The organism is Xenorhabdus szentirmaii DSM 16338 (genome assembly GCF_002632585.1).
Classification (GTDB): domain Bacteria; phylum Pseudomonadota; class Gammaproteobacteria; order Enterobacterales; family Enterobacteriaceae; genus Xenorhabdus; species Xenorhabdus szentirmaii.
The window spans coordinates 1,517,067-1,543,997 of sequence record NZ_NIBV01000002.1; the positions used below are offsets into that span (position 1 = coordinate 1,517,067).

The window sequence follows — 26,931 nt, forward strand, 5'->3', positions numbered from 1 at the left end:
TAAATATAAGTTAAAATAATTAACAATCATACTATCATAGTCTTGTCAGGAGCCGTCATTTGCTTTTTTATTTGTATATCAAAAACAATTAAAGGTGGATGCTTTTATTCGAACCCAAAATATAATTTATTATTATTTCATCTTATGAAATAAGAAAGAGTTTTATGTAATAACATAAAACTCTAATTAATTTAAATGATGCTATTTTAAATAAGATGACTAAATTATAAAGCTCGAAGAATTGCGGCTACACTATCTTTAGCATCACCAAATAACATTTGGGTATTTTCTTTAAAGAATAAGGGGTTTTGTACTCCAGCATAACCCGTATTCATAGAACGTTTAAAAACAATCACATTTTGGGCTTTCCAAACTTCCAGCACCGGCATTCCGGCAATAGGGCTGGAAGGGTCTTCTTGAGCCGCAGGGTTTACTGTGTCATTAGCGCCGATCACCAATACAACGTCTGTTTCAGCAAAGTCATCATTAATTTCATCCATTTCCAAAACGATGTCGTAAGGTACTTTGGCTTCAGCGAGCAATACGTTCATATGCCCCGGTAAGCGTCCTGCAACGGGATGAATTCCGAAACGTACATTGACGCCCTTCTCCCGCAATTTTGCAGTAATGTCATGAACCGGATACTGTGCTTGTGCGACAGCCATACCATAGCCCGGAGTGATGATCACTGATGTGGCATTTTTCAGCAGTTCAGCGACCTCTTCTGCTGTTGTCTCACGATAATCACCCATTTCTTGTTCACTATCCGTTGCAACACCATCCGTTGCAACACCATCAGAGCCAAAACCACCGGCAATAACGCTGATGAAAGAACGGTTCATCGCCTTGCACATAATATAAGACAGTATTGCCCCCGAAGAACCGACTAAAGCCCCGGTGACGATCAACAAATTGTTGCTTAGCATGAAACCAGCCGCTGCCGCTGCCCAACCTGAATATGAATTCAGCATCGAAATAACGACCGGCATATCAGCACCACCGATGGAAGCAACCAAGTGCCAGCCAAAAGCAAGTGCAATGATTGTCATAACCAGTAAAGTGAAAGTTTGTAAGCCAACACTTCCTGTTCTTATGAATGTGGCCATTAATATAAAGGAGATGATCAACGCGGCCAGATTCAGTTTATGCCGATGAGGCAACATTAATGGCTTGGACGATATTTTCCCGCGTAACTTACCAAATGCCACCACTGAACCGGTAAATGTCACAGCCCCAATAAATACGCCAAGGAAAACTTCCGTCAGATGGATGTTTTCCATAATAGGCGTGACGAAGACATCATGTGTAATGAAGCTGTTGACCCCAACCAAAACTGCCGCTAACCCGACAAAACTATGGAGAATGGCAACTAATTCCGGCATCTGTGTCATTTCCACTTTTTTAGCAAGCCGGATACCAATGACCGCGCCGATAACCATAGCCAGAATGATCCAGCCAACCTTACCAGAGTCAGGTCCCAAGATAGTGGCAATCAACGCAATTGCCATACCAATGATGCCAAAAATATTGCCTCGTTTTGAGCTTTCATGACGTGAAAGCCCAGCAAGACTGAAAATGAATAAAATGGCGGCAACAATGTACGCCGCTGTCACTATTCCGTTCGACATAAATTACCCCTTACCCTTTACGAAACATTTTCAGCATACGTTGAGTGACCATAAAGCCACCAAAAATATTGATGCTGGCAATCAAGATGGCAATAAATGAAAAGAAACTTACCCATCCCCCCTCGCCAATTTGCAATACAGCCCCAACGACTATAATCCCTGAAATGGCGTTGGTGACTGACATTAATGGTGTATGCAATGAATGAGTTACATTCCAGACAACGTAATAACCCACGATGCACGACAGAGCAAACACGGTGAAATGAGATAAAAATTCCGGTGGTGCAACATGTGCCAACCATCCATATAAAATGATGGCCAAGGCAAGTACCCCATATTTCAGCCATGGAGATTTTGGTTTTTCTGCCGGTTTATTCTCTTTCTTCAGCGATGCAGGTTTGGCCGCCGGTTGTGCGGAAACTTGGATTGGCGGCGCGGGCCAAGTTATTTCGCCCTCTTTGATTACGGTTACACCACGGACAACAACATCATCAAAATCAATGGTGATCTCTCCGTTTTTCTCTTTACACAGTAACTTCAGCAAATTAACCAGATTGGTTCCGTAGAGCTGTGATGATTGGGTAGGCAAACGGCTGGGCAAATCAGTGTAACCAATAATTTTGACACCATTTTCTGTCATGAAAAGTTGGTTCGCTTGCGTATACTCGCAATTGCCACCATTTTGGGCTGCCAGATCAACGATGACACTGCCGGGTTTCATAGAATCAACCATTGCTTTGGTGATAAGTTTTGGTGCTGGCTTTCCCGGTATCAATGCCGTCGTCACGATGATATCGACTTCTTTCGCCTGAGCAGCAAACAATTCCATTTCTGCTTTGATAAAGGCTTCCGACATGACTTTTGCGTAGCCATCACCGCTACCGGCATCTTCTTTGAAATTCAATTCCAGAAATTCAGCGCCCATACTCTGTACTTGTTCTTTCACTTCCGGACGAGTATCAAAAGCACGAACAATTGCACCGAGGCTACCCGCAGCACCAATTGCGGCTAAACCGGCAACACCAGCTCCGATGATCATGACCTTAGCTGGTGGTACTTTACCTGCTGCGGTGATCTGCCCAGTGAAAAAACGGCCAAATTCATGAGCAGCTTCGACGATAGCACGGTAACCCGCGATATTTGCCATTGAACTCAGGGCATCCAAGGATTGTGCACGGGAAATTCGTGGGACAGAATCCATGGCCATAACCGTAATCTTACGTTCGGACAACTTCGCCATTAATTCCGGATTTTGGGCTGGCCAGATAAAGCTGATTAATGTGGCCCCTTCTTTCATCAAGGCAATTTCACTGTCTTCAGGAGCATTCACTTTAAGAATAATATCTGATTGCCAAACTTGATGATGTTCAGCAACCTCCGCCCCGGCTTTTTGATAAGCAATATCATCAAAACTGGCAAGTTGCCCCGCTCCCGTCTCAACGATGACGCTGAATCCCAATTTACGTAATTGTTCTACGGTTGATGGCGTGGCAGCGACGCGTGCTTCATTGAGAAGTCGCTCTTTTGGTACACCAATATGCATAATGTTTCCTTCTATGAGAATGAAATATTACTGATTATTACCTGCTGAAGCTTATTTAACGACTAGATTGACTTTATTGCTTCAATCAACAAAACCTATCAATAAAATAGTGAAAATTTGAAATAATATTAGTTAGTTACTATATTTGAGGCCAGAAAAACAAAATAACGATTTAATGTAAATGATACTTCATCTCGTATAACTCACTATATTTATTACAAATATGTTTATTAAATTCGCAACAACTTATACCAAGACATGACAATCGTTTATTGAGGAAGCACAACTTATTGTGATAATTAGCGCTTAAAATATAAAAAATCAATAAAACAATAGAATAAAAATGATGCAATGTATACGAAGGTGTACAAACTATAAGAGTGCATTCAATACATTGATAGCAATTGATTTTATACTGATCAGACAGAAAAAAGTGAGATCAGTGTGCTAAGGTGAAAAATTCCGTTTTCAGATAACTTTCTGATTTAACAAAAATACCGCTCTGAATGGGATGTCTGGGATTATAACGTGAGTTATAAACACCCCAATGTCGATTCGATTCCTTTTTCCATTCCAACGATACCCAAATTGAAATATAATTTTTCCTTTAGGTGTCACATGAACAGATAAGTCGTCTCAATCGGATTTAGTAAGCATTTTTTTCTTGAGGTTTACCATTGATAAAGCGAAATCATGAATCAGTAATTGACATCACACTCCCCTCAAAAAATAATGTTGCTTTTAATCTGGATCATGTACGCAATTACGTGCGCATTTCTCATGAAACAAGATGAAAATTCATGAATAACATTGAATGTCATAGAGGTGGCAATGGATAAATAATCATTTAAGATCACGTGAATTAGTGTGTAAATATAAGAATGTATGGCATTATTACGTGTAATAGTTGCGCTCTATCTGATACATAACAATGTTCAGCACGTTATAACTATTTTAATGCGCAAGGCGAAAGGATTTTTTATGAAGCTGAAGACAACGATCATCGCTACCGCGATGCTCTCATTAACCTCGATTACTGCTGCACATGCGGCTAAAGAATTAACACCAGAACAAGCCGCAGGGCTCAAGCCTTTTGAGCGAATCGCAGTCACTGGTCGTTTTAATGCGATTTATGAAGCTGCTGATGCAGTTTCTCGTCAAGCAGATAAAAAAGGCGCTGAAAGTTTTTACATCCAAAGTCTTGATGACCTGAATGGACGTGGTAATTTGCGTGTAGTTGCTGACTTGTACCATAAAGATGCAGAAAAAGCAGATACAGCACCTAAATATCGTACCTATCGCGGTATTAAAGAGTTGCCTAAAACGGAAGCCGTTACTGTAGAACCTTTCGATACTGTAACCGTGAGTGGTTATTTTCCTATTGACCAAGAATTGAGAGAAGCTATCGCTAAAGCAGCCAAAAAGAAAGATGCTGCATCTTTCTTTATTGTTCGTGACATTACCCCCAATAATGGCGGTAACCGAATCGTCACTGCCTATGTTTATAAAAAAGATGCACCAAAACGTCAGGTTCAACTTAAAGAGGCTGTGATCCCAGCCGATTCTGATGCTGGACGCCAGGCACTGGCACAAGGTGGTGAAGAAGCCAAAAAAGTTGAAATCCCGGGTGTTGCTTCCTCAACTTCAACAAGCAGTCTTATTGGCCGCTTTTTTGAAACCCAGTCATCAACAAGTGGGCGTTACACTGTAACCCTGCCTAACGGCACCAAAATTCAAGAGCTGAATAAAGCATCTGCTGCTCAGATGGTTCCATTTGACTCCATCACCTTCTCTGGGTATTACAACACAGCACCAGAAGTTTCTTATCAGGTCGCCAAACGTGCGGCAGAGAAAGGGGCAAAATATTATCATATTACGAGAGAATGGCAGTCGAACGGTGGTAATGTGACTATCAGTGCTGATTTATTCAAATAATTGAAATTCCATTCATAAAATAATGATGAGCAAGGCACAAATATTTTTGTGCCTTTTTTATTCAATTCCTTTTTTTCTGATCTACCTCTACCGATTTGTCATTATGCTTTTTGATGATCAATCCTAAATAGAATAACAATTAATTAACAATAAATGTTTTTTGCCAATGTCATTTTATGCATAAATTTTATATTTTTTTGCATAGTCAACCATTGCATACGGCCCTTTCACTCCGTAGAATCGCCCTGTTTTTTGGTTTTATCCACTAGACCTTCTCTGCAATCCATAGCATGGATGCAATAAATGTCCAATATGTGTTCGATATTCAGGACAAGTGTTCTGGCTAATCGCGTTGATTATCTTATTTTTAGGAACGTATCTTTGGAAAAGAAATTAGGCCTTACGTCTCTGACGGCGTTAGTACTCAGTTCCATGGTTGGGGCCGGAGTATTCAGTCTGCCACAAAACATGGCACAAGTTGGTAGCCCTACTGCATTAATGATTGGTTGGGGAATAACAGGTATAGGTATTCTCTTTCTGGCCATATCCTTGCTGTTGCTTTCACGTCTTCGCCCTGATTTGGACAGCGGTATATTTACTTATGCAAAAGAAGGATTCGGTGAATTAGTCGGATTTTGTTCTGCATGGGGGTATTGGTTTTGTGCCATTATCGCTAATGTTTCTTATTTGGTCATTGTTTTTGCGGCATTGAGCTTTTTTACTGATACTGAACATTCAGTCATTTTCGGAGATGGAAATACATGGCAAGCGTTGATAGGTGAATCTATATTGCTATGGTTTGTTCATTGTTTAGTTCTCCGGGGCGTGCAAACCGCTGCAAGCGTTAATCAACTAGCGACGATGGCAAAATTATTGCCACTGGGCATCTTTATTGTTTTAGCGGCCATCGCTTTTAAGATGGATGTGTTCACTTTTGATTTCACCGGCATTGAAATGGGGGTTCCTGTTTGGCAACAGGTGAAAGATACCATGCTAATCACTTTGTGGGTTTTCATTGGTGTTGAAGGTGCTGTCGTTGTTTCAGCCCGGGCCAAAAAGCGCAAAGACATAGGCATTGCAACTGTTCTGGCAGTTATTTCAGCACTAAGTGTTTATATTCTTGTAACCCTGCTTTCACTAGGATTAGTAACCCGACCAGAGCTAGCAGCCATGCGCAATCCCTCAATGGCTAATCTGATGGTTGATTTAATGGGACCTGTAGGTCAAATTGTGATTATTGCGGGATTGATTATTTCTGTTTGTGGTGCCTACCTGAGCTGGACAATCATGGCCGCAGAAGTCCCTTTCATTGCGTCTTTACACAATTCATTTCCTAAAGAATTCAAGAAACAAAATAGTAAAAAGGCACCTGAATCATCTCTTTGGATAACAAATGGCATGGTTCAGCTCTCTTTAGTGCTGATTTGGTTAAGTGGCAGCAATTACAATACATTACTTTCACTTGCTTCTGAAATGATCCTGGTCCCTTACTTTCTTGTCGGTGCTTTTTTAGTTAAGGTTGCATTTGAGCGCACTAGCCGAGCTTTATTACTTATTGCATTCGGTGCTTGTATTTATGGTTTATGGCTGATTTATGCATCTGGCTTAATGAACCTGCTACTTTCTGTTGTTTTGTATGCGCCAGGATTGTTGGTTTTCTTATATGCCCGACAACAAAATAAAGAAAGAACACCATTAAGAACAGTAGAAAAATCATCTATTGTGATTTTGTTTTTGACAGCCATTATTTCGGGTTGGTTATTGATGCATTAACCCCCTACTTTTTGCTAATACTAGCTTACTTCTTAAGAGGGAAAACAGGATTCCCTCTTATTTTTTACTCAAAATCCGTCAGGAATCCAACTCATTTTAGTTGGATTTTTTTTACTGCATTTCGCTACAAAGAAAGATACTTAAGCTACCTTATTGGAAATGATTTTAATTTCCACCTATTTTTTTTTAGTGTGTTCATACGTTTTTTAATGAACTTATTTTTGTGCTTTTATATTTTGCGGGGTTTGATATTTTTTATTGGTTTCATAAGGATTTTTCTTTTTTATAAAAAGTATGTTGTAACTAAATTCAGAAAACTTGAGCAAGTAGCAATCAACACATAAGCATTTGTTTTGATTCCGTTATATGCTTTTTGAAATTTCGGTGAAAAGTGCATGATAAAAGCCGATTTTTTGGGGAGGTATTATTAATAACAAGTTAACTTTGTATGGTTATAATGAGTAGGCATTTGACTTAAGTTATTATATAAAATCTAACATATGTAAAATACTCGAAATATAAATCATCATAGTGCGCAGTAGTCACAAATACATAATATTTGATTAAAAATGTAGTAAAGAAAATAAATAACAAACATATACATGCTTATTATTTCATTTGTTTTTACATCACATCATAAATTAATAGCTAATCTTATAAAACAGAATAAAAGTTCATTTACGTTAAGAAACACCCCTGCCTTATGAATAACAATGCTATTAATATTCACTTTATGGAAAAAAACTCCGAATAATAGTGTTATGCGAGTTATTATTTTGAACTTTGCGAATTATTCGCTACTATATTCTTATCCTTATCGGTTGATAAGGAAATGTGAACTGTTGTTTCTTTACTATTTTTCGGGTGTAGGCCTAAGTAATTCATTTGCTGTATTAATGTACGGCTTTAATTTTAAACTTAATGACCTATTCCTCTGTCGTGTAAATTCACCAGAGGTTGGATGCGTTAGAAATGAAAATAAAACTCATTATTTCTTCTTTACTTGTTTCATCTGTATTTATGTCTGCAGTTCATGCTGCTGATGGAGCAATCAAATTTACAGGGAAAATTACTGCGTCAGCATGTAAAGTTGATTCCGGTTCAATGGACCAACCCGTCAATATGGGCACTGTTAGCTCAAATTCATTCAATGGAATGGGAAGCACCTCTTCCCCTACTCGCTTCAATATAAAACTAACAGACTGTCCAAAAGAGTATAAAAATGCCTATGTCAAATTTGATGGCCAGACAGATAGAACAAACAACAGGTATTTAGCATTACAAAATAATGGATCAGAAATAGCAGCACAAGGTGTTGCGCTCGCAATTTATGAACTCAACAACAGTTCATATCCACTTGCGATAACACAAAGATCTATGGCGTACCCGCTGATAGAAAACCAAAGTAACGTATTAAGTTTCGTGGCCAAATATATCGCAACAGGGGACAAAGTAACAGCAGGCTCAGGTAACTCGCTAGCAAACTTTACTATCACCTATAACTAAGGGAATTTATGGCAAGGAAGCCAAAATAACATTGTCGTTATAAATGAGAGAAAACAATAGCTCCTTAGTAAGGCTTGTCTATTAAAAATATATAAAAAATCATATTTTCTTTTTCTTTTTTTTGGAGCAGATAATTTGAAATTCTTTCGTATTTTGGCTTTTATTTTAACCTGCATGTTTAGCATCAATAGTTCTTTTGCCGGTGTAGTCATTGGCGGCACACGCGTTGTTTATATCGGCAATCAAAAAGAAACCGCTATTTCCATTAATAACCCAGAGGCTGATATTTCTTATCTCATTCAATCCTGGGTACAAGGGGAACATGATGAAACTAAAACGCCTTTTATTATAACTCCCCCACTTTTTAAATTAACGGCCGGAAATGAGAATATTTTACGAATTGTTAAAACCGGAAGTGATTTACCTGACGACAGGGAGTCCTTGTTCTGGCTCAATGTAAAATCTATTCCTGCAACAAGTAAAACAGAACAAAACCAATTACAAATAACAGTTAAATCCCGGTTTAAGTTATTTTATCGCCCCGCAGGCTTAGAAAAGAATGCGAGTGTCGCTTATAAAGCACTAACATTCAGAAAAGAGGGGAATAAACTTATTGCTGAAAATACAACACCTTACTACATTTCTTTCTCTGAACTATCCGTTAGCAATAGTACAAAAAACTATAATATTGAATCACCAGGTATGCTCCCGCCGTTTAAACAAATGAGTTGGGATATTCCCGTTAAAAATATCAATAAAGTCATTTGGACAACCATCAATGATTTTGGTGGAGTTACACCGGAAGAAACGCGTACGTTCTGATCAAAAAAACCATACCATTTATATATACCCCTTATTTTTCAATATCCAGATTGAAAGATAAGGGGTATATCAAAATTAGAAAACTATCATGGGCCACGACCGTTATAATCTTCAAAAAATTTTTTCTAATCATTGGATGTTGTTTATCAACATAAGCTTTCATTGTCTATCTAGAAAAATATGCCTATATAGCCGATTACTTTTTTCCACATTATTCATTTTATTTATTTGTGGTTATCACAGTAAAACTTACGCTGAAGAATATTTCAACATCAATGCATTAGAAATCCAATCAGGTTTTCCTGAAGATATTGATCTATCCGCATTTATTCAAGGAGATCAACAACCACCCGGTAATTATTGGGTTGACATTTACCTTAATCAAGAGAAAGTGGATACCAGAAATATTGAGTTTATTATTGTAAATGGTAAGCTGTTACCAAAACTAAAAATACAGCAACTTAAGTCCATGGGGGTAAATATTGATTCCTTCGCCTCATTACGTGACTTACCACCAGAAATGGAAATCTCTGATCTTGCCCAATATATTCCATCAGCATCATCTTCTTTTGATTTCAGATTACAACAGCTGAATCTCAGTATCCCCCAAGCTGCACTAAATAACCAAACCCGAGATTATGTTCCTCCTCATTTATGGGAACAGGGGCTGACATCTCTATTGGTCAATTATAGCTACAGCGGTTCATTGAATTGGCAGGATAATCAGCCCGGTTCAACAAAAAATCACTTTCTTAGCCTGAGATCAGGCGCTAACTGGGAAGCATGGCGTTTACGGAATTATTCCACCTACAGCAGTCAGGATAAGAAATGGCAGAATATCAACACGTATCTTGAGAGAGATATTCACTCCCTGAAAAGCCAACTGACGTTTGGTGACACATATACACCTTCACCCATTTTTGATGGTTTCCAGTTTCGCGGTCTTCAGTTGGCTTCTGATGACAGCATGTTGCCTGATAGCCTAAGGGGATTTGCACCGACTATCCGAGGTATTGCCCACAGTAACGCACAAGTTTCTATCAGGCAAAATGGCTATATTGTCTATGAAACTTATGTGTCTCCCGGGCCTTTTGTTATTAACGACCTTTATCCAACAAATGCCAGTGGTGATCTCGAAGTCATTGTCAAAGAAGCAGATGGAAAAGAATATCGTTCTGTACAAGCTTTTTCTACTGTCCCCCTTATGCTGCGGGAAAACAGCCTGCGCTATTCACTTGCGCTGGGCAAATACCACTCCAATTATCTTCATGGTAAAGAACCCTATTTTATGCAGGGAACCTTAACTTATGGGATCTCTAATCATGTTACGGCATATGGTGGCACTATCATCGCTAAAAATTATCAATCAATGGCCTTAGGTACAGGGTATAATTTTTCAAATTGGGGTTCTTTTTCCTTTGACATAACTTATGCCAAAACTCATCCCGAGGCTGTTTCCAGTGAATATGGCCAGTCTTATCGATTCCAATATACCAAAGATCTGGCATTGACTGGTGCTCATTTTACCCTCACCGGTTATCGCTATTCGACTCAAAATTTTTATGATTTTAAAGAAGCGAATGAATCAGATTCAACAGGTTATGGAGCATTGCAAAGCAACACCAACAAACGCAGTAAACTCCAGTTGAATATTAGCCAACCCCTTGGTGATTGGGGCTCTTTCTATGTCTCGGCGTTACAGAAAGATTATTGGCATCAAAATGGTTATGAAAAAAATATCAGTGCAGGTTACAACACCAGCTATAACTCCATTAATTACAATCTGAATTATTCCTACAGCAAGTTTCCGGGTCTAAATCAGAATGAACAGATGATCTCCTTCAGTATTCAGATCCCTTTGGAGAATTGGCTAAAAAATAGCTGGGTAAGTTATAATACGACCAACAGCAAGCAAAGCCACCATTCTCACCAACTCAGTTTAAATGGCACGGCTCTTGACGACAACAAGTTGAGTTATAGCATTCAGCAAAATTATACCAGTCATAATAAAACTGCCGGCGGTAGTCTCAATACTGAATATAAGGGAGCCTATAGCCAAATCAGCGCAGGTTACAATTATAACAGACACTCCAGTCAACTGACTTACGGCCTAAATGGCGGGATTGTTGCCCATGCTTATGGTGTGACGTTTTCCCAACCTTTGGGAGATACGCCAGTATTAGTGCGCGCTCATGGCGCCAAAGGCATTAAAGTGCAAAACTTTGCCGGTATCGAAACCGACTGGCAAGGCCATGCCATTGTTCCTTATGTCAGCAGCTATCGAAAAAATCGTATTGCTTTGAATACTTATTCAATGGGAAATGATGTTGATATTGACATTAATACCCAAACCGTTGTTCCTACCCGTGGTTCATTAACTCTGGCCAATTTTAAAACCCGCATTGGTCACCGCATTTTATTAACCCTTTCTCATCAGGGCAAAGAAGTGCCATTCGGAGCAATTGCAACGCCGGTACAAAAGGGTGAGGAAGATGAATCCAATAGTGCGATTGTCAGCAATGATGGTCAGGTTTACCTCAGTGGTATCCCTAAATCAGGGCAGATCTGGGTGAAATGGGGTCATAAAGAGGCTCAAGAATGTCATGTGAAATATCAATTGCCAGATCAAATCCCTGAATCTGGTTTATATACGCTGAATGCGTCTTGCGAATGAGATCACGCATTTATTTAATATTTTGATGGGAATTATTTATGGCGAGCAGCTTAAGATTATTATTGGCGGGCTTATTTATCGTTGGCATGATGAGCAGTTTTGCCAGTCAGGCATACACTTTTTGTCAACATAATGAGGGTGTGACTGCCAAAACAACCAGAGTGAGTTTTGGTAAAATTGTAATCCCAAGGGATTACGCTATTGGGAGAGTCATTAAAGAAATTTACTTAGGTGAAGTCGAGCAATTAGGCGATATTGCTTATTGTGATCATCCAACTTACGTTTCGTGGGATGAACCGGCCTTCAAGCGAGCACATTATAATTATGATGCAATCTATGATTCAGGCGTGCCGGGCGTTGGTATCCGCATCAACACGTGGGGGCCGGGTTTTGGTATTGACTGGTTGCCCAGAGTTTCAGACAGAGTACTAACCTGTTATCCGTCACAAGAAGCAACAGGTAAAATACAATATTGTGGTAAAACCTGGGGCTATCTGACGCTGCAATTAGTGAAAATTGCACCGACTACCGGTTCAGGAAAACTCGAACACAGGCTATTAACCCGAGCGAGACTGAATCGTGATGTGACTATCCACACTTTCTATTTGGCAGATACGGAAATCGTAACGCAAGGTTGTTCTCTTACACAAACTACAACCTACGTGAATATGGGAAATATCAAAACAAGTGAATTTCGTGGTGTTAACAGTACCGCCGGAACCAAAGGTTTCACGCTGAGATTAGATTGCAATGCAAATTTAACGGTCAGTGTTTCATTGGATGGCCGCCCGGCTAAAAACTCTTCCAATAATATTTGGGCGCTGGATTATAGCAATGACAACGCCACGGCCAAAGGTATTGGTTTACAGATTTTGTTATTTAATCGCACATTATCCATGCGTGAACCTTTTTTGATCCGTTCCAGCAATGCTATCAGGCACTTTTATATGCCATTGCAGGCCCGTTATATCCAAACAAAGCCACGAATAACACCAGGTAAAGCGAATGCCACAGCAACCATTACACTGACTTATCCATAGATTTTTCTATTATTAAAAAATTGGGCTATTCACATAGCCCAATTGATTTGATTAAGATGCTATATTTTCCATTGCCTGAAAAATACGCTTATCTGATATCGGATATGCCGTCCCCAATTGCTGGGCGAACAAGCTGACTCGGAGTTCTTCTATCATCCAGCGAATTTCTTTTACTTCAGGCAATTGTTTCTGCTGAACGGACAGTTTTGCCTGCCATTGTTGCCATTGACGCTGAATATGTTCAATTCGGCTCATATGTGCCCTATCCTTGTGCGGATCAACCGCCAATTTTTCCAATCGACGCTCAATACCGTTCAGGTAACGCAAAACATCTGCCAAACGTTTCCAGCCGTGAGAAGTTACAAACCCACCAAATACCAGACCCGAAATTTGTTCTTTTATATCTGATAATGCAAGCGCAACCGAAATATCAACCCGCCCTTTCAGGCGCTTGTTAATCGTAAAGACCGTCGTCAGGATCTGTTCAACTTGTTTGGCTATATCAACGACTGCATCATTCAAATCAGCGCGTACTTTATCTTGCAAACAAGAAAACGCCTGTTCATTCCATGCCAGCCCGCCATTTTCTGCAATCAATTTATCTACACCACAGGATATGCAATCATCAATGAGATCCAGTACTTTTCCATATGGATTAAAATACAGACCCAATTTAGATTTGTTCGGCAATTTTTCATGCAGATATTTAATCGGAGAAGGTATATTGAGCAGCAGCAGGCGGCGAGTTCCTTCCCACATCGCATTCTGTTGTTCAATTTCAGTTTCGAACAGTTTAATGCCAATACTGTCTTTTTCATCCACCAATGCCGGGAATGCTTCAACAGAATAGCCCCCGCGCTTTTGCTCATAGCGCTCAGGAAGATCACCAAAACTCCAGATATGCAGACCACTTTGCTCAATGCCATCATCCGCAACCGCCGAAAGTGTTTCTTGTACTTTTCCTTTCAGTTGCAATTTCAGCGCCAGCAAATCTTTTCCTTCTGCTAGGGTTTTATTTTTCTCCCCCAGAATGCGGAATGTCATCTTCAAATGATCAGGAATTTGTTCCAACTGCCAATCTTCTCGTGACACCGTCACGCCAGTCATGCGACGCAGTTCTTTCTCAAGGCTATCCAGTAAAGTCGCTTGCGGTTGCGTGACTCGCTCTAAAAATGCCTGTGCATAGTTAGGCGCAGGCACAAAGTTACGTCGTATTGGTTTTGGCAATGATTTAATCAAGGCTATTACCAATTCATGACGAATACCCGGAATTTGCCAATCGAATCCTTCATCTTTGACTTGATTTAATATCGGCAATGGAATATGCACGGTCACACCATCGGCGTCAGTTCCTGGTTCGAACTGATAACTCAACCGAAATTTCAGACTATCCTGATACCAATAATTTGGATAATCCAGTGCGCTGACTTTATCCGCATCCCCTTTAATCAGCATGTTTTTTTCAAAGTTGAGCAGCTCAGGCTGATCTTTGCTGACCGTTTTCCACCAGCGATCAAAATGACGGGATGAAACAACCTCTGTGCCAATCCGTTGATCATAAAAACTGAACAATGTTTCATCATCCACAAGAATATCACGCCGACGGGATTTATGTTCCAGCTCCTCAACTTCTTCCCGCAATTTCAGGTTAGCGCGGAAAAATGAATGACGAGTCTGCCAGTCACCTTCAACCAGCGCATGACGGATAAACAGTTCACGACATAACATGGGATCTATTCGGCTATAGTTCACCAAACGCCCCGCGACAATCGGCAGGCCATACAGTGTGACTTTCTCTGCTGCCATCACTGCTCCCTGAGATTTTTGCCAGTGCGGTTCACTATAATGGTATTTGACTAAATGCCCGGCCAATGGCTCTACCCATTCCGGTTCAATGCGCGCAGCGATGCGTCCCCACAGCCGGCTGGTTTCCACTAATTCAGCAACCATTCCCCATTTGGGTGGTTTCTTGAATAAACCGGAGCCCGGAAAAATAGAAAAACGGGCATTACGTGCGCCTGTATATTCTTGTTTATCGTTGTCTTTCTGGCCGATATGGGATAACAAGCCAGTCATCAATGCAATATGAATACTGCGATAATCAGCTTCCTGACTGTTGATGGGCAAACCTATTTCTTTCACAACTTGTCTAAGCTGCGTATAAACATCCTGCCATTCTCTTACACGCAGGTAATTCAGATAATCCTGGCGACACAGCTTGCGGAATAGAGAACTCGACAGTTCTTTCTGCTGTTCTGTCAAGAAATCCCATAATTTCAGGAAGGCAATGAAATCTGAATCCTTATCAGAAAAACGGCGGTGTTTTTCATCGGAAGCCTGCTGTTTTTCCAGTGGCCTTTCTCTTGGATCTTGAATTGACAAGGCCGCTGCAATCACCATCACTTCACGGACACAACCATGTTTCTGGGCTTCCAATACCATTCGGGACAAACGTGGATCAATCGGTAGCTGTGCCAGTTGACGCCCCATTGGTGTCAATCGGTAATTTTTTTCTGACAATGATTCCGGATCTATCGCTCCCAACTCTTCCAATAAGCGAACACCATCTTGAACATTGCGTTTATCTGGTGCTTCAACAAATGGGAATGCACTGACATCTCCCAAGCCAATGGAAGTCATCTGCAAAATAACGGAGGCTAAATTAGTCCGCAGGATCTCAGGATCGGCAAATTCCGGGCGAGACAAGTAATCCTCTTCGGAATAGAGGCGAATACAAATTCCGTCAGAAACACGCCCACAACGCCCTTTTCGTTGGTTGGCGGATGCCTGAGAAATCGGCTCTATCGGCAAACGCTGCACCTTAGTGCGATAACTGTATCGGCTAATGCGCGCATATCCGGTATCAATCACATATTTAATCCCCGGCACGGTCAACGATGTTTCCGCTACGTTGGTTGCCAAGATAATGCGACGCCCGACATGGGATTGAAATATTCGATTCTGCTCGCTATTAGATAACCGCGCGAAAAGCGGCAATATTTCAGTATGCGGGAAATTTTGTTTATTGAGCGCATCTGCGGTATCACGAATTTCTCGTTCACCACTCATGAATACCAGTATGTCACCTGAACTTTCACGCCCAAGTTCATTCACTGCATCAGTGATAGCCTCAAGCTGATCACGATCGCTGTCATTATCATCACCCGCGACAGGCCGATAACGCACCTCGACCGGATAAGTACGTCCTGATACTTCAATAATTGGCGCATGATTAAAATGACGGGAGAAACGTTCCGGATCAATGGTTGCGGAAGTAATGATAACTTTCAGATCAGGACGCTTTGGCAGCAACTGACACAAATAACCGAGGATAAAATCGATGTTCAGGCTTCGTTCATGGGCTTCATCAATAATTAGCGTATCATATTGCAGCAATAAACGATCTTGCTGCAATTCGGCCAGTAATATACCGTCAGTCATCAGTTTGACCAATGTATTTTCACTGACCTGATCGTTAAAGCGGACTTTATAACCGACTGTCGAGCCAAGTGATGTTTCTAATTCATCAGCTATGCGGTTCGCCACCGATCGCGCAGCCAAACGACGGGGTTGTGTATGCCCGATAAGCCCCTTAACTCCCCGGCCCAGCTCAAGGCAGATTTTCGGGATCTGGGTGGTTTTCCCCGACCCTGTTTCCCCCGCAATAATAACCACTTGATTATCCCGAATGGCTTTATAGATAGCGTCTTTTTTCTGGCTGACCGGTAAATTTTCAGGATAGTTAATTGAAGGACATGCCGTTTGGCGGCGAGCCACTTTTTGTTTTGCTGTGGCGATATCTTCGGAAATAGATTGTGCCACCGCCTGCAAAGAAGCCTGATTTTTAATTTTTGCTGCGCCATGCAGACGCTTTTTCAAACGGAACTGATCGCGCAGCATGATATGATCAAGTTCGGTGAATAATTCAGCAAATAATTCAGCAAATAATTCAGCAGATCGTGCTGTCAAAGGTGATTCCACAGTAATAAATCCTTGTGACGTTTTTAAACTGAGTAGCGCTGTCTTTGCAGGCTCAGAGGAAGTTTTCTATACATTAATGCTTAGAAGTGTAACATATCTTATTCAATTCTATGTACTTCATGTATGCCCCTTGAATCATTCAATGAATTTGAATACTTATCTCAAAATATTAAGATATTGTTTGAACGATTTCTTGTATAAGATACCCAGCACCTTGAAATAATTAACACTGTTATAATAATTGAAGTTAATAAAGGAAATGACGAATGAGTAAGGTCTTGGTTCTTAAATCCAGCATTCTAGCGCAATATTCCCAAAGCAATAAAATGGCTGACTATTTTGTTGAAAAATGGCTGGCCTACAATTCCGATAGTAATGTCGTTACAAACAATGTTGTTACAAACAATATCACTACACGTGATCTCGCTGAAAATCCTGTTCCAGTACTGGATGGTGAGTCAGTCGGGGCATTACGCCCGAGCGGTGCAGAATTGATAGATCGCCAAAAATTCGTTTTAGCCTTGTCAGATGAAATGATTGCAGAATTGAAAGCCCATGATGTCATTGTCATCACCGCCCCAATGTATAACTTCAATATTCCGATTCAGTTGAAAGCCTATTTTGACCTGATTGCCCGTGCAGGCATGACTTTCCGTTATACCGAACAAGGCCCGGAAGGTTTGCTAAAAGGTAAACGAGCAATAATCTTAACCAGTCGTGGCGGTATTCATAAAGATAGCCCAACAGATCTGATGACACCCTACTTGCGTATTTTTCTTGCATTTATCGGTATTACCGATGTGGAATTCGTTTTTTCAGAAGGTTTGGCACTGGGTGAGGAATCAGCCAGTCTGGCACATCATGACGCCCGTAACACACTGGACACTATTGTAGAAAAAATAGCCACAGAAAAAGTAGCGCAGAAACAACCCGAAGAAGTTGCCGCCTGAATCAGGATAAAGTGCGCCAAATGGCGCGCTTACTTCTTGATCCAATTGCCATTGATACCAAGAACATATTCCCCTGAAGCAGCACGGTTCACTAATTTTTCACCTGCCATTTTCGCCACTTGATCTGTTGTCATGTTATTTTGAGCCGCAATTTCAGCATATTTCTTTTTTCGCTCATCATTAATTTTTTTGACTACAGACTGAGCATCCTGAGTGTTTTTTACTGGTGCCAGATAACCACTAAATGTTTCGCCCACCAACTCTTTTTGTTTTGCTTCGCTTAATGTCATGCCTGGAGCAAAAGAACTGAACAGTAGGCTCATCAAAAATATCAATCTTATTTTTTTCATATTGTTAACCCTTAGAACAAATCAGAGTTATTTTTGAGCATGTCTTCAATTTGCCGATCAACCTTAATATGGATCTCATGCTCAATTTTTACATTCATGTTGATATTGATAGGTTTATCCGGAGTTGCCATTTCCAGTCTGATGCAGCCCGTCAATGCCATACCAAATGCTATACAAAATAGCATCATGCTGACCCATGCCAGATTCACTCTAATTACCTCCAGTTTTTGTTATCATTTATCACTCTCGTCCATTACAGATATATTTTTCTGTAACCACGCTTCCAGATTACTGCCAAAACGCAGGCTACGCCACAATTGGAAAATATTCTCTTCATGATGATAGTTGAGCCTGACTTCACGTCTTCTATCTATTACGGGGTTAACGCCTTTGACTTCTGAATGCAGCGTCAAGATCCCCAAGTTACTAAGAGTAACATAGGCTTTTGAACGACTAATTTCCAAATAACGCAGCCAGTCCATTGCCACTCCTGCCGACAAATCATTTTTTCCGATAGAATCAACCGTATCTTTATCCAGCCTCAATGTCAGATAGCCTTCATTAGAAACCCATCCACGCTGAATAATCCAATCCTTATCATTTAATAGCACAGACAATTCACCACTGATTTTGCCTGACATAGCCAATTGCTTGACCTTTAACACGCCAAATAACTTACTTAAATTCAGTTTGCTAAATCGCACCACAGCAGGCGCTTTTTGCGGAAACCGCAATTTATTCATTTCCAGCTTTCCATCCAGAATATCGACATGCACATTAGTCAATTCCAATGGCTGCTTATCTGTTGATGGATAGAAACCTTGCAAATCTGCCGTCACATTCTGTAAATCAAATAATCCTTTTATTGCCTTGATCCGCAGTTGAACCGGTGATCCCAATCCCAATTGCCAAGTATCCTCCTGCAAGCGCCAAGGCAAAACGAAATCTAAACCGTCAATTTCACCATTTTTTAGCCACACTCCTGCATTTTGCACAACCCAATGGCCGCCCGCACGCAATCCTTGCCCTTTTGCCGCTGAAAAAGCCGCCTGAGCATATATGTTGCCACTCCGCACCGTCATTCCTGTATCAGGAGGAATAAATGACTGGAATGCCAATAAGGATTGTCGGGGCCAACGAGCCTCCCCCCTGAGCCGCTCTCCATCCCAACGCCCGTAAAATGGGATAGGGCCAATGCCTTTGGCATCCAGCTTACCATTCAGCATAAAACTATCCGGTGACTGCCCCGTCAATGTGACTTTAAAATCAAAGGCAGGTAAAAATCCCCCAGACCGAAACTCTGTTCTCTGGGCTGACAGTTGTAAGTCTCCCATTAATTTTTGGCGATTGACCCCACGCTCCCAGACCAATGGCTTAACCAGTTTTAAACGTGGTGATTTCATTTGTACGAGGCCATATCGGATACGATCAAACCCTGTATTTAATGAATTCAGCATTATTTGTGATTGTTCCCAACGGCCGATACCGGAAATGTCCCATTTAGCTTGTAACGGGGGAAGATGCCCATTTCCCCAATAACGCCATTGCCAATTTCCCTGATCGAACATAAAATCTTCGGCATAGCCATCCAGATGTAATTTAAACTTGCCCCAATAGCTATCCTGAGCCGTGACGATGGCCTGAAGGCGCCCCGTAAAACCTTCACGATCCAGATAGGTGCCCGCCAAAGGCAACCTTGCTTCTTTAACCGTAAAAGTTTCACTGACCTTACCCCATGCCCGCAACAATGATCCTGAGCGAAAAGTGATTTTAGGTTCAGCCACTGACCCGGTAATAATTGCAGGCAATGACAGTGTCATCATCATCTGCTCACTGTTCATCTGCCCGGTTAACTGGAATGGAAGATGGAAGTCATTGATGTCGATGGAGGTTGGTTGCACTGAAAGGACAAGATTTGCTTTTCCCTGCTTATTTTGGGTGACCAGATTAGCCCGCCCGCTGACAGACATTCCCGATAACCCTTTCTGCCATTGCTCAAGAGTCAAATTCACGCCTCCTGATAATGGCTGACGGTTTTTTTGCCATTGCCATTGACCATCCGTTATCTGAAATTGTGATTCATTAAGTGACCAAGGCAACTCAGCCAGTTTCAGCTTTTGCTTTTCTTCAATCAGCGTCAGCAAGCCTGTTTGCCCCTGCCATTTCAATATCGCCTGCAATGGCTCCGGATATTGACTGAGGGATAAATATGCCGTGATTTGCCCTTGTGCCGGTAATGCATCAGTGTTCAACGGTAATGAAATATCCCCATTCAGGCTAATATCCTGCTCGGGCAACTTCAAAAAAGCATTTTGAATGATAAGGTTTTTCTTATCATTAATATGAGCATGTAATTTTAATAACTCACCCTGATAAGAAAAGATTTGCCCCTGCGGTGATGAGCTAAATTGAAAACTACCAGCAAATGCCTGCCATGGCATGAACGCAATATTATCGACATTCATTTTAATTGAAGGTAATGCTGATAATATTTCCTGAACAGATAAGGGAGGAGTTTGTTTTGCCGCAGTGGATTGTTTTTCCATAGAAACCAGCTGAGTCAGGCACTGAATTTGGCTCTCAACATCAGTCACCTGCACATGCCAATCATACGCTGCAAGATTTTTCCGGCTCGGATATGCCACAGATATTCCGGATATATTGATTCCCTCACATCCTTCTACCTTTAATGACAAGTGATCCAACCATAACCCATGCTTTTTCAATTCAGGCTGACTCAAAACAAGTGTGGTGCCTTGCGGCAACCAATGACTGACAACCCGTGGTAACCAATGCGGAAGTGTATACCAACCTGCTAATACCAGTAATGTCAGTAGCATGACTATCGCAAAAACTATTGCAAAAAATACTTTCAATATTTTGGTCATCAATCCTTATCTCTTCTTTTCAACCTGAAGGCAACTTCCTGTTATGATAGTCTCATATAAGATTCTAAGCCGATTTATTATACAAGTTATTACCGTGGATAGCTTATCAGGCGATTTATTCGAGTATAGCGAGAGAAAACGCTTAGAACCGTCAGTAAATATCGTTATTGCATTCAATTTTCAGCAATGGAAATTAACGAATGGTTCGAGTGGTCCTGTAGTTATTGCACGTCGGAGATATTGTTATGAAATTAGTTGTTTACAGCACCAAACAGTATGATCGTAAACATTTAGAGATGCTGAACCAAAAACTGGGATTTGATTACCATATCGAATACTTTGATTTCCCCCTGAGACCACAAACAGCCAAAAATGCTGCCGGAGCAGATGCGGTTTGCATTTTTGTCAATGATGATGGAGGGCGTGAAGTATTGCAAGAATTGGCGGAGATGGGGATCAAAATTCTGGCATTACGTTGTGCGGGATTCAACAATGTTGATCTGAATGCCGCTAAAGAGCTAGGTATCAGCGTCGTCCGGGTGCCTGCTTATTCACCGGAATCTGTTGCTGAGCATACTGTCGGATTGATGTTATGCCTGAATCGACGTATTCATCGTGCCTACCAACGCACGAGAGACGCCAACTTTTCTCTTGAAGGCCTGACTGGTTTCAATATGTATAAACGAACGGCCGGTGTGATCGGTACGGGGAAAATTGGCCTTGCTACCCTCAGGATTTTAAAAGGTTTCGGTATGCGTTTACTGGCACATGATCCTTACCCCAATCCGGAAGCCTTAGAAATGGGAGTAACATATGTGGATTTAGAAACTTTATATGCTGAATCCGATGTGATCTCCCTGCATTGCCCCATGACGCCAGAAAACTATCATTTATTGGATGAAGATGCATTCAACAAAATGAAAGACGGGGTCATGATCATCAATACCAGCCGGGGTGCATTGATTGACTCTATTGCTGCCATCAATGCATTAAAACAACAAAAAATTGGTGCCTTAGGCATGGATGTTTATGAAAATGAAAGAGATTTATTCTTTGAAGATAAATCAAACGACGTTATTCAAGATGACATTTTCCGCCGCTTATCTTCTTGCCATAATGTATTATTTACGGGGCATCAGGCATTTTTGACAGAAGAAGCATTAACCAGTATCAGTGAAATAACCTTACAAAATATCCATCAATTAACTTCCGGAAAAGTTTGTCCGAATATTGTTGAATAACCCTCAGCACACATCAGGAGAACAAATGAAAAAAGCGATTCCATTGGTGATCGCCACCCTACTACTCACAGCATGTCAATCTTTCAAAGTTAATGCTACGGGTAATATTACAATCAAAGACTTACAAGGCCATCATTTTGCTTTAGTCAGTGTCAACAATGAAGATGTTTCAAAGAAAGGAGATAGTAAGCTATCCATCACTTTTGATAAGAACATGTATATCTCAGGTGCCATGTGCAACAATTTCATGGGAATGGGTCATTTGAAAAACAACGTATTGACGGTAAAACCACTATCCAGCACCCAAATGTACTGCGTCAATAAGAAACTCAATCAATGGGATAAGTTGATTAATGATGTGCTGACTCAGGGGGCAAAAGTCAGCCTAAAAGGTGAACAGCTTACATTGGTTAATGGGATGAATACCCTGGTTTATACGTTGCGTGATCTTACCGAATAATTTGATGCCCTTTCCCCTTGACATGATTACCCAGTAATATACTGGGTAATCTATAAGAAGAAACACATAGATTACTTGCTAACCCCTTGCAGAATCTCGCTATTACCGTAATATTACTGGCTTTCCATTTTTGCAGATTTTTGTGTTTTTAAGGTAATTTAAGGTTATTTTTGGATTACTAGCGCCCCTATGAGCACCCCTTAAAATTGTAGAAATACGAACTGGAGAGCATCAAAAATGGCTTACTTTAGTATAGAAAAACTCTCACGCTAAAACGTGGAGAGCTATGAGAGTGGCTGAATTAGAACAAAATGGAGTTCCCACACAGAATAATGCCGAAGATCTAACGGTTGGTGATTTATTATCCAGATTTATCAATAACCCTAATCTAGGGAAAAAGCAGGAAGAACAAAAAAATGTATTGAACACATTACTAAAAAGCGATCTAGCAAAACTTCCCCTCACAAAGCTATCAGTTAACCATATCATTGAGCATTGCAAGCAACGACATTCCAAGGGATTGCCCCTACCACCATCAATCACGATGTCATCTATTTATCGTCAGTTCTAAAATCAGCCGAACCTGTCTATAGCGCAATCTGTTGATTTTTCTTATTTCCGTCACTAAGGGGGAATTTAATAAAATCAAAGGGTTAAGAAACGTGAAATCCTGCTTTTATTTCACCCTGCTTTATCAGTGACCTGACAAAGTCTATTAATTTCCTACCTGACATTTTATGTCATCCTGCCATCGAAATATGCTACCTATCAAATAGTAAGCCGTACTCTCGTATTGGTGAACCTATTTATTGATGCTCACAGGCGGAGAAGCCGCCCGCCTTTATGTTACTTAGCAATACATGTTGTTGATTAAATGAGGGAGTAAATATGCAAGATAAAAAGCTTGATGCATCTGTTTCCGCAGAGAGTAATCTCGTTATTGTTACCACGCCGGAATATATCAAAGAAGCCATTAAAGAACACGCGGCAAGTCGTAATCATCCAGATGCAACACTACAAGATAAAGGATTTGTTGTCTTGAGTAATGATATCGGTAGTGACAGTGAAACTATGGCGGCAACACCCAAAGCAGTGAAAGCGGTTTATGATTTAGCTAATACAGCAAACAATAAAGCCAGTGACAGTGTTCCAATCGGACGTAAAGTTAATGGCTATAGCCTATCCGCTGATCTCACCCTTAAAGCAGAGGATATCGGAACTTATACTAAAGCAGAAACTGATTCCCATATCAGTGAAGTTAACTCATTGGCAACCATTGCAAATCAGAATGCTATCAATGCTAAGACTAATGCCGAAAGTAGATTGGCTAAAAATCAAAATGGAGCAGATATTACTGATAAACCAACATTTGTGAACAATCTTGGTTTAACTGAGACAGTAACGAGGGCAAAAAACGCAGTACAAGGTACACAATATACTGATCACTTAACAGCTCATAACGCAGCCTGGGTTAAAATTGCCGAGGTCACAATGAAAACTTCATCGAGTACACCAAGCACTATTAATATTAACATAGTAGGAGGATCAGGGTATAACGTTGGATATCCTGGGCAATGCTCGATTGCAAATATAGTCTTAAGAACGGGAAACAATGACCCTCACGGAATCAATGCCGTGATGTACATAACCAATACTGGCGCTCCCACTGGTTTAGCAACCGTTAATACCTCCGGTGACAACTATGATATTTACGTAGCATTTGCCCCTTATTCAAGAGGTATACTTTTAAACGCTTTCGCATCAGACGGTGCCATTATTAACAACTTGTCAAATCTGGCAAGTTCTCCAACACTTCCTGAACTTGCATCTAAAGGAAAGGTATTTTCCTATCAATTACAGGAAGTAACCTCATAATGATTACATCAGGGGCAATCTGATTCGCCCCTACCCTTACTTTGGCTAATCCGACAGTTCAATACCGATAACAACCTCTGCTGCTTCCTTCCGTTGTTGCTTCCACAACGAATCCTCCGGCATCTGAACACGGACATCCAGATGACACCCTTCGGGAATGTCACAGGGTTCGCCGTCTGCATAGTAGACCCGTTCATCTCCCTCAATGGCTTTTATCCACCAGTGCTGAAAACATTCCGGCAACTGACTTTGCTGAAGATGGAAGGCCTCTATCGTGATGCTGCCATCTTTTTCCACCCGGTCATCAAGGTAAATCAGTTCGAGGCCATTGTTCTTCTTCGGGGAAAAGATACTGCCATGGACACCCCATGCCTTATGCTGGCCTTTGATATGATTTAACAGTTCGGCGACCGCTCCTCCATCCCGCAAAGTTTGACCTCAAATGCGGTCCAATAATTCAGCAATGTTCTCCAGCTGTGATTCAAGTTGGTTTAAGGGTTCAGTGTCGTACTTGATACCAACCGTGATCGTATGTGCTGCTGTACCTTGTGACATGTTTTGTCCTCCAAAAGAAAAAATCACCCGTCATCACCCTGAATCATGATGGCAATACAGGCCGGCTCGAAGGCTGCCACACCCCTTCGCCTGCCTATAGCGGATGTTGCTGATAATGCCCCGTATTCATCGGTGGCATGGGTTATTTTTGATTCTGTCGGTACGCTCAAAGGTAAGGAAACATGTCATTGCTTATACCGATAGACGGCGATAACCCAACGCAGGGGTGTCGACAAAATGACTAAGTGAAATCAATAGGTTTACTTTTTTTGTCCAGCCCATAAATCAACTGTAACGGAAATTCCCATGGTTGAAATTAAAAATGCCACCAGCCCGTGTGCGTTGGGTACGCGATGAGAACGGGGTGATGGCATGGGTTATTGCTTTACCCACTCAAGGGAATGGGTAAAGCAATATTGTGTTTAGTTTCAAACGTTAATTAATTGTTAAAAATTATTCGCTTTTAATTTAGTTGAAATGGCGTTATTAAATTTTGCGGTACTGTAATTGATATAGGGTGAGTAAGATGAAAAAATATATTCTTCTTTGCCTGCTAGTAAGCCCTACTCTTTTAGCTTCAATGCAAGCTTGGGCTATGGCTATCCCTCCTGAATGGCAAAAATGCATGATCGCTGCGAAAATATGTTTTCGAACACCGAACGGTGGCTTGGTTTGCGAATGGTAGTAGCGATTCATCCATTGAGATAGATTTCAAATAGTTAAGGTTGCCAGTCGCAATGTGTGGTTACGAATGTGATTAAAGTGATTGCGGTGGCAAATATGAAAAAGACCACGCCGGAGCGCAGCCTTGAATTAGGGGGTAGATTTGGGTTATTCCCAGTTGAGGCAAAAGTTTTTTTGTTGCCCAGTTTGTTGCAATAAGATACCTATTTTTTGTGCGTCATGATTTTTATATTTGAATTCGAAAGCATAATTTTCACTGTTTGAAGTGTTTGGATATTGTGTTGGAGTGGATTTACCAAGATTATATTTTTTATTATCAATTATTACCCAAAAGTCTTTATTTTGAAATAAATCTATTACTTTCTGGCGACTTTCTTTATTTGGTTTAGTGCTTACATCAAAGAAAATAATTCCATCATACAAAAGAAAACACCATATTTTTTCAATATCTATTACATTACTCTGCTCATTATTTAATTCTCCAAAATGATGCCCCCAATCGAGATTTCTTATATAACCCCAAGCGACAGGCTCATTTGGTAAGCTAGGATTATTATATGTGCCACTCCCCGACGTAAGATCAAAAGACAGCATGCAATCTTCTGTCTTCATCAACTTCCAATCACACGCCATCAAATCTTCTGGTGTTGGCTCCCAAGGGAATGGAAAACTTTGTTGGTCATGCTTCTCAATATGGATAGGCCCACTACCATCATTTTTAGCAGAGAGCTGAATGTATTCATTAGCACCCCATCCACTGCGGCTTAATACCTTTCCTATATACACTTGCATTAGCGCCCATGGTGAAGAACCGTCTGGTGCCACATTGTCAACTTCGATATCAATCTGCTTCTTATAGTGGTACAGGTCAGGATCAAATGGGCATTGTTTATTATCCAACTTATTCACTTCAGACATAAGTCCCTCACTTTATTATTCATTAAAGGTCATTTCAGCCTACTGTTAACTCATCAGAAACCTTACTTAAGTCAAATTTTGTTCTCAATCGGATTACGACTATAGCAA

At 40.8% G+C, this 26,931-nt stretch carries 19 protein-coding genes; 11 read left to right on the forward strand and 8 right to left on the reverse strand.

Annotation, left to right across the window (positions count from 1 at the left end):
* Positions 1-224: 224 nt before the first annotated feature.
* Both pntB and pntA read right to left on the reverse strand, forming a co-directional pair.
* Positions 225-1,628, reverse strand: coding sequence for a Re/Si-specific NAD(P)(+) transhydrogenase subunit beta (gene pntB, locus Xsze_RS16675; protein ID WP_038235873.1), 1,404 nt, complete (start codon positions 1,626-1,628; stop codon positions 225-227).
* Positions 1,629-1,638: 10 nt separating this feature from the next.
* Entirely contained in the window at positions 1,639-3,171 is a 1,533-nt protein-coding gene (gene pntA / locus Xsze_RS16680) for a Re/Si-specific NAD(P)(+) transhydrogenase subunit alpha (protein WP_038235876.1), read from the reverse strand.
* 981 nt (positions 3,172-4,152) lie between these two features.
* Between pntA and ydgH the strand changes: the two genes are divergently transcribed.
* The 6 genes from ydgH to Xsze_RS16710 all read left to right on the forward strand — a co-directional run bounded on the left by ydgH (position 4,153) and on the right by Xsze_RS16710 (position 12,921).
* The gene (ydgH, locus tag Xsze_RS16685; RefSeq protein WP_038235955.1) at positions 4,153-5,106 is read left to right on the forward strand and encodes a DUF1471 family protein YdgH; all 954 of its coding nucleotides are present in this window, start codon (positions 4,153-4,155) and stop codon (positions 5,104-5,106) included.
* A 381-nt stretch (positions 5,107-5,487) separates the two neighbouring features.
* The gene (locus Xsze_RS16690; RefSeq protein ID WP_038235878.1) at positions 5,488-6,879 is read left to right on the forward strand and encodes a basic amino acid/polyamine antiporter; all 1,392 of its coding nucleotides are present in this window, start codon (positions 5,488-5,490) and stop codon (positions 6,877-6,879) included.
* A gap of 972 nt (positions 6,880-7,851) precedes the next feature.
* Positions 7,852-8,385 (forward strand): fimbrial protein, encoded by a 534-nt coding sequence (locus tag Xsze_RS16695; RefSeq protein ID WP_038235880.1) that lies wholly within the window; start codon positions 7,852-7,854, stop codon positions 8,383-8,385.
* A gap of 135 nt (positions 8,386-8,520) precedes the next feature.
* On the forward strand, positions 8,521-9,207 hold the full coding sequence (locus Xsze_RS16700) for a fimbrial biogenesis chaperone (RefSeq protein WP_038235882.1): 687 nt from the start codon (positions 8,521-8,523) through the stop codon (positions 9,205-9,207).
* Between the two features lie 136 nt (positions 9,208-9,343).
* The gene (locus Xsze_RS16705; protein ID WP_244431767.1) at positions 9,344-11,881 is read left to right on the forward strand and encodes a fimbria/pilus outer membrane usher protein; all 2,538 of its coding nucleotides are present in this window, start codon (positions 9,344-9,346) and stop codon (positions 11,879-11,881) included.
* A 38-nt stretch (positions 11,882-11,919) separates the two neighbouring features.
* A complete protein-coding gene (locus tag Xsze_RS16710) occupies positions 11,920-12,921 on the forward strand; it encodes a fimbrial protein (protein ID WP_038235885.1) in 1,002 nt (333 codons plus the stop codon).
* A 51-nt stretch (positions 12,922-12,972) separates the two neighbouring features.
* On the opposite strand, the gene hrpA is transcribed toward Xsze_RS16710, so the two are convergent.
* Positions 12,973-16,902, reverse strand: a complete 3,930-nt coding sequence (gene hrpA, locus Xsze_RS16715; RefSeq protein WP_038235887.1) for an ATP-dependent RNA helicase HrpA — start codon at positions 16,900-16,902, stop codon at positions 12,973-12,975.
* Between the two features lie 266 nt (positions 16,903-17,168).
* Between hrpA and Xsze_RS16720 the strand changes: the two genes are divergently transcribed.
* Positions 17,169-17,852, forward strand: a complete 684-nt coding sequence (locus Xsze_RS16720; protein WP_038235889.1) for an FMN-dependent NADH-azoreductase — start codon at positions 17,169-17,171, stop codon at positions 17,850-17,852.
* Between the two features lie 29 nt (positions 17,853-17,881).
* Here Xsze_RS16720 and Xsze_RS16725 read toward each other — a convergent pair whose 3' ends face one another.
* The 3 genes from Xsze_RS16725 to Xsze_RS16735 are packed head-to-tail and all read right to left on the reverse strand — an operon-like array spanning position 17,882 to position 21,090.
* Positions 17,882-18,202 (reverse strand): YdbL family probable chaperone protein, encoded by a 321-nt coding sequence (locus Xsze_RS16725; protein WP_038235891.1) that lies wholly within the window; start codon positions 18,200-18,202, stop codon positions 17,882-17,884.
* Positions 18,203-18,213: 11 nt separating this feature from the next.
* A complete protein-coding gene (locus Xsze_RS16730; protein WP_071991757.1) occupies positions 18,214-18,390 on the reverse strand; it encodes a YnbE family lipoprotein in 177 nt (58 codons plus the stop codon).
* Positions 18,391-18,435: 45 nt separating this feature from the next.
* Entirely contained in the window at positions 18,436-21,090 is a 2,655-nt protein-coding gene (locus Xsze_RS16735; RefSeq protein WP_038235895.1) for a YdbH family protein, read from the reverse strand.
* A gap of 245 nt (positions 21,091-21,335) precedes the next feature.
* Between Xsze_RS16735 and Xsze_RS16740 the strand changes: the two genes are divergently transcribed.
* The 4 genes from Xsze_RS16740 (at position 21,336) to Xsze_RS16755 (ending at position 24,666) form a co-directional block, all read left to right on the forward strand.
* Positions 21,336-22,331: a 2-hydroxyacid dehydrogenase gene (locus tag Xsze_RS16740; protein WP_038235897.1), complete on the forward strand. Its 996-nt coding sequence runs from the start codon at positions 21,336-21,338 to the stop codon at positions 22,329-22,331.
* Positions 22,332-22,356: 25 nt separating this feature from the next.
* Positions 22,357-22,791, forward strand: a complete 435-nt coding sequence (locus Xsze_RS16745) for an META domain-containing protein (protein WP_038235899.1) — start codon at positions 22,357-22,359, stop codon at positions 22,789-22,791.
* 292 nt (positions 22,792-23,083) lie between these two features.
* On the forward strand, positions 23,084-23,362 hold the full coding sequence (locus Xsze_RS16750) for a hypothetical protein (RefSeq protein ID WP_209435268.1): 279 nt from the start codon (positions 23,084-23,086) through the stop codon (positions 23,360-23,362).
* A gap of 317 nt (positions 23,363-23,679) precedes the next feature.
* Positions 23,680-24,666: a tail fiber protein gene (locus tag Xsze_RS16755; protein ID WP_051462327.1), complete on the forward strand. Its 987-nt coding sequence runs from the start codon at positions 23,680-23,682 to the stop codon at positions 24,664-24,666.
* A 45-nt stretch (positions 24,667-24,711) separates the two neighbouring features.
* On the opposite strand, the gene Xsze_RS16760 is transcribed toward Xsze_RS16755, so the two are convergent.
* Both Xsze_RS16760 and Xsze_RS16765 read right to left on the reverse strand, forming a co-directional pair.
* Entirely contained in the window at positions 24,712-25,095 is a 384-nt protein-coding gene (locus tag Xsze_RS16760) for a phage tail fiber protein (RefSeq protein WP_038235903.1), read from the reverse strand.
* 957 nt (positions 25,096-26,052) lie between these two features.
* Complete coding sequence (locus Xsze_RS16765; RefSeq protein WP_038235905.1) at positions 26,053-26,823, reverse strand: Thoeris anti-defense Tad2 family protein; 771 nt, start codon at positions 26,821-26,823, stop codon at positions 26,053-26,055.
* Between the last annotated feature and the right edge of the window lie 108 nt (positions 26,824-26,931).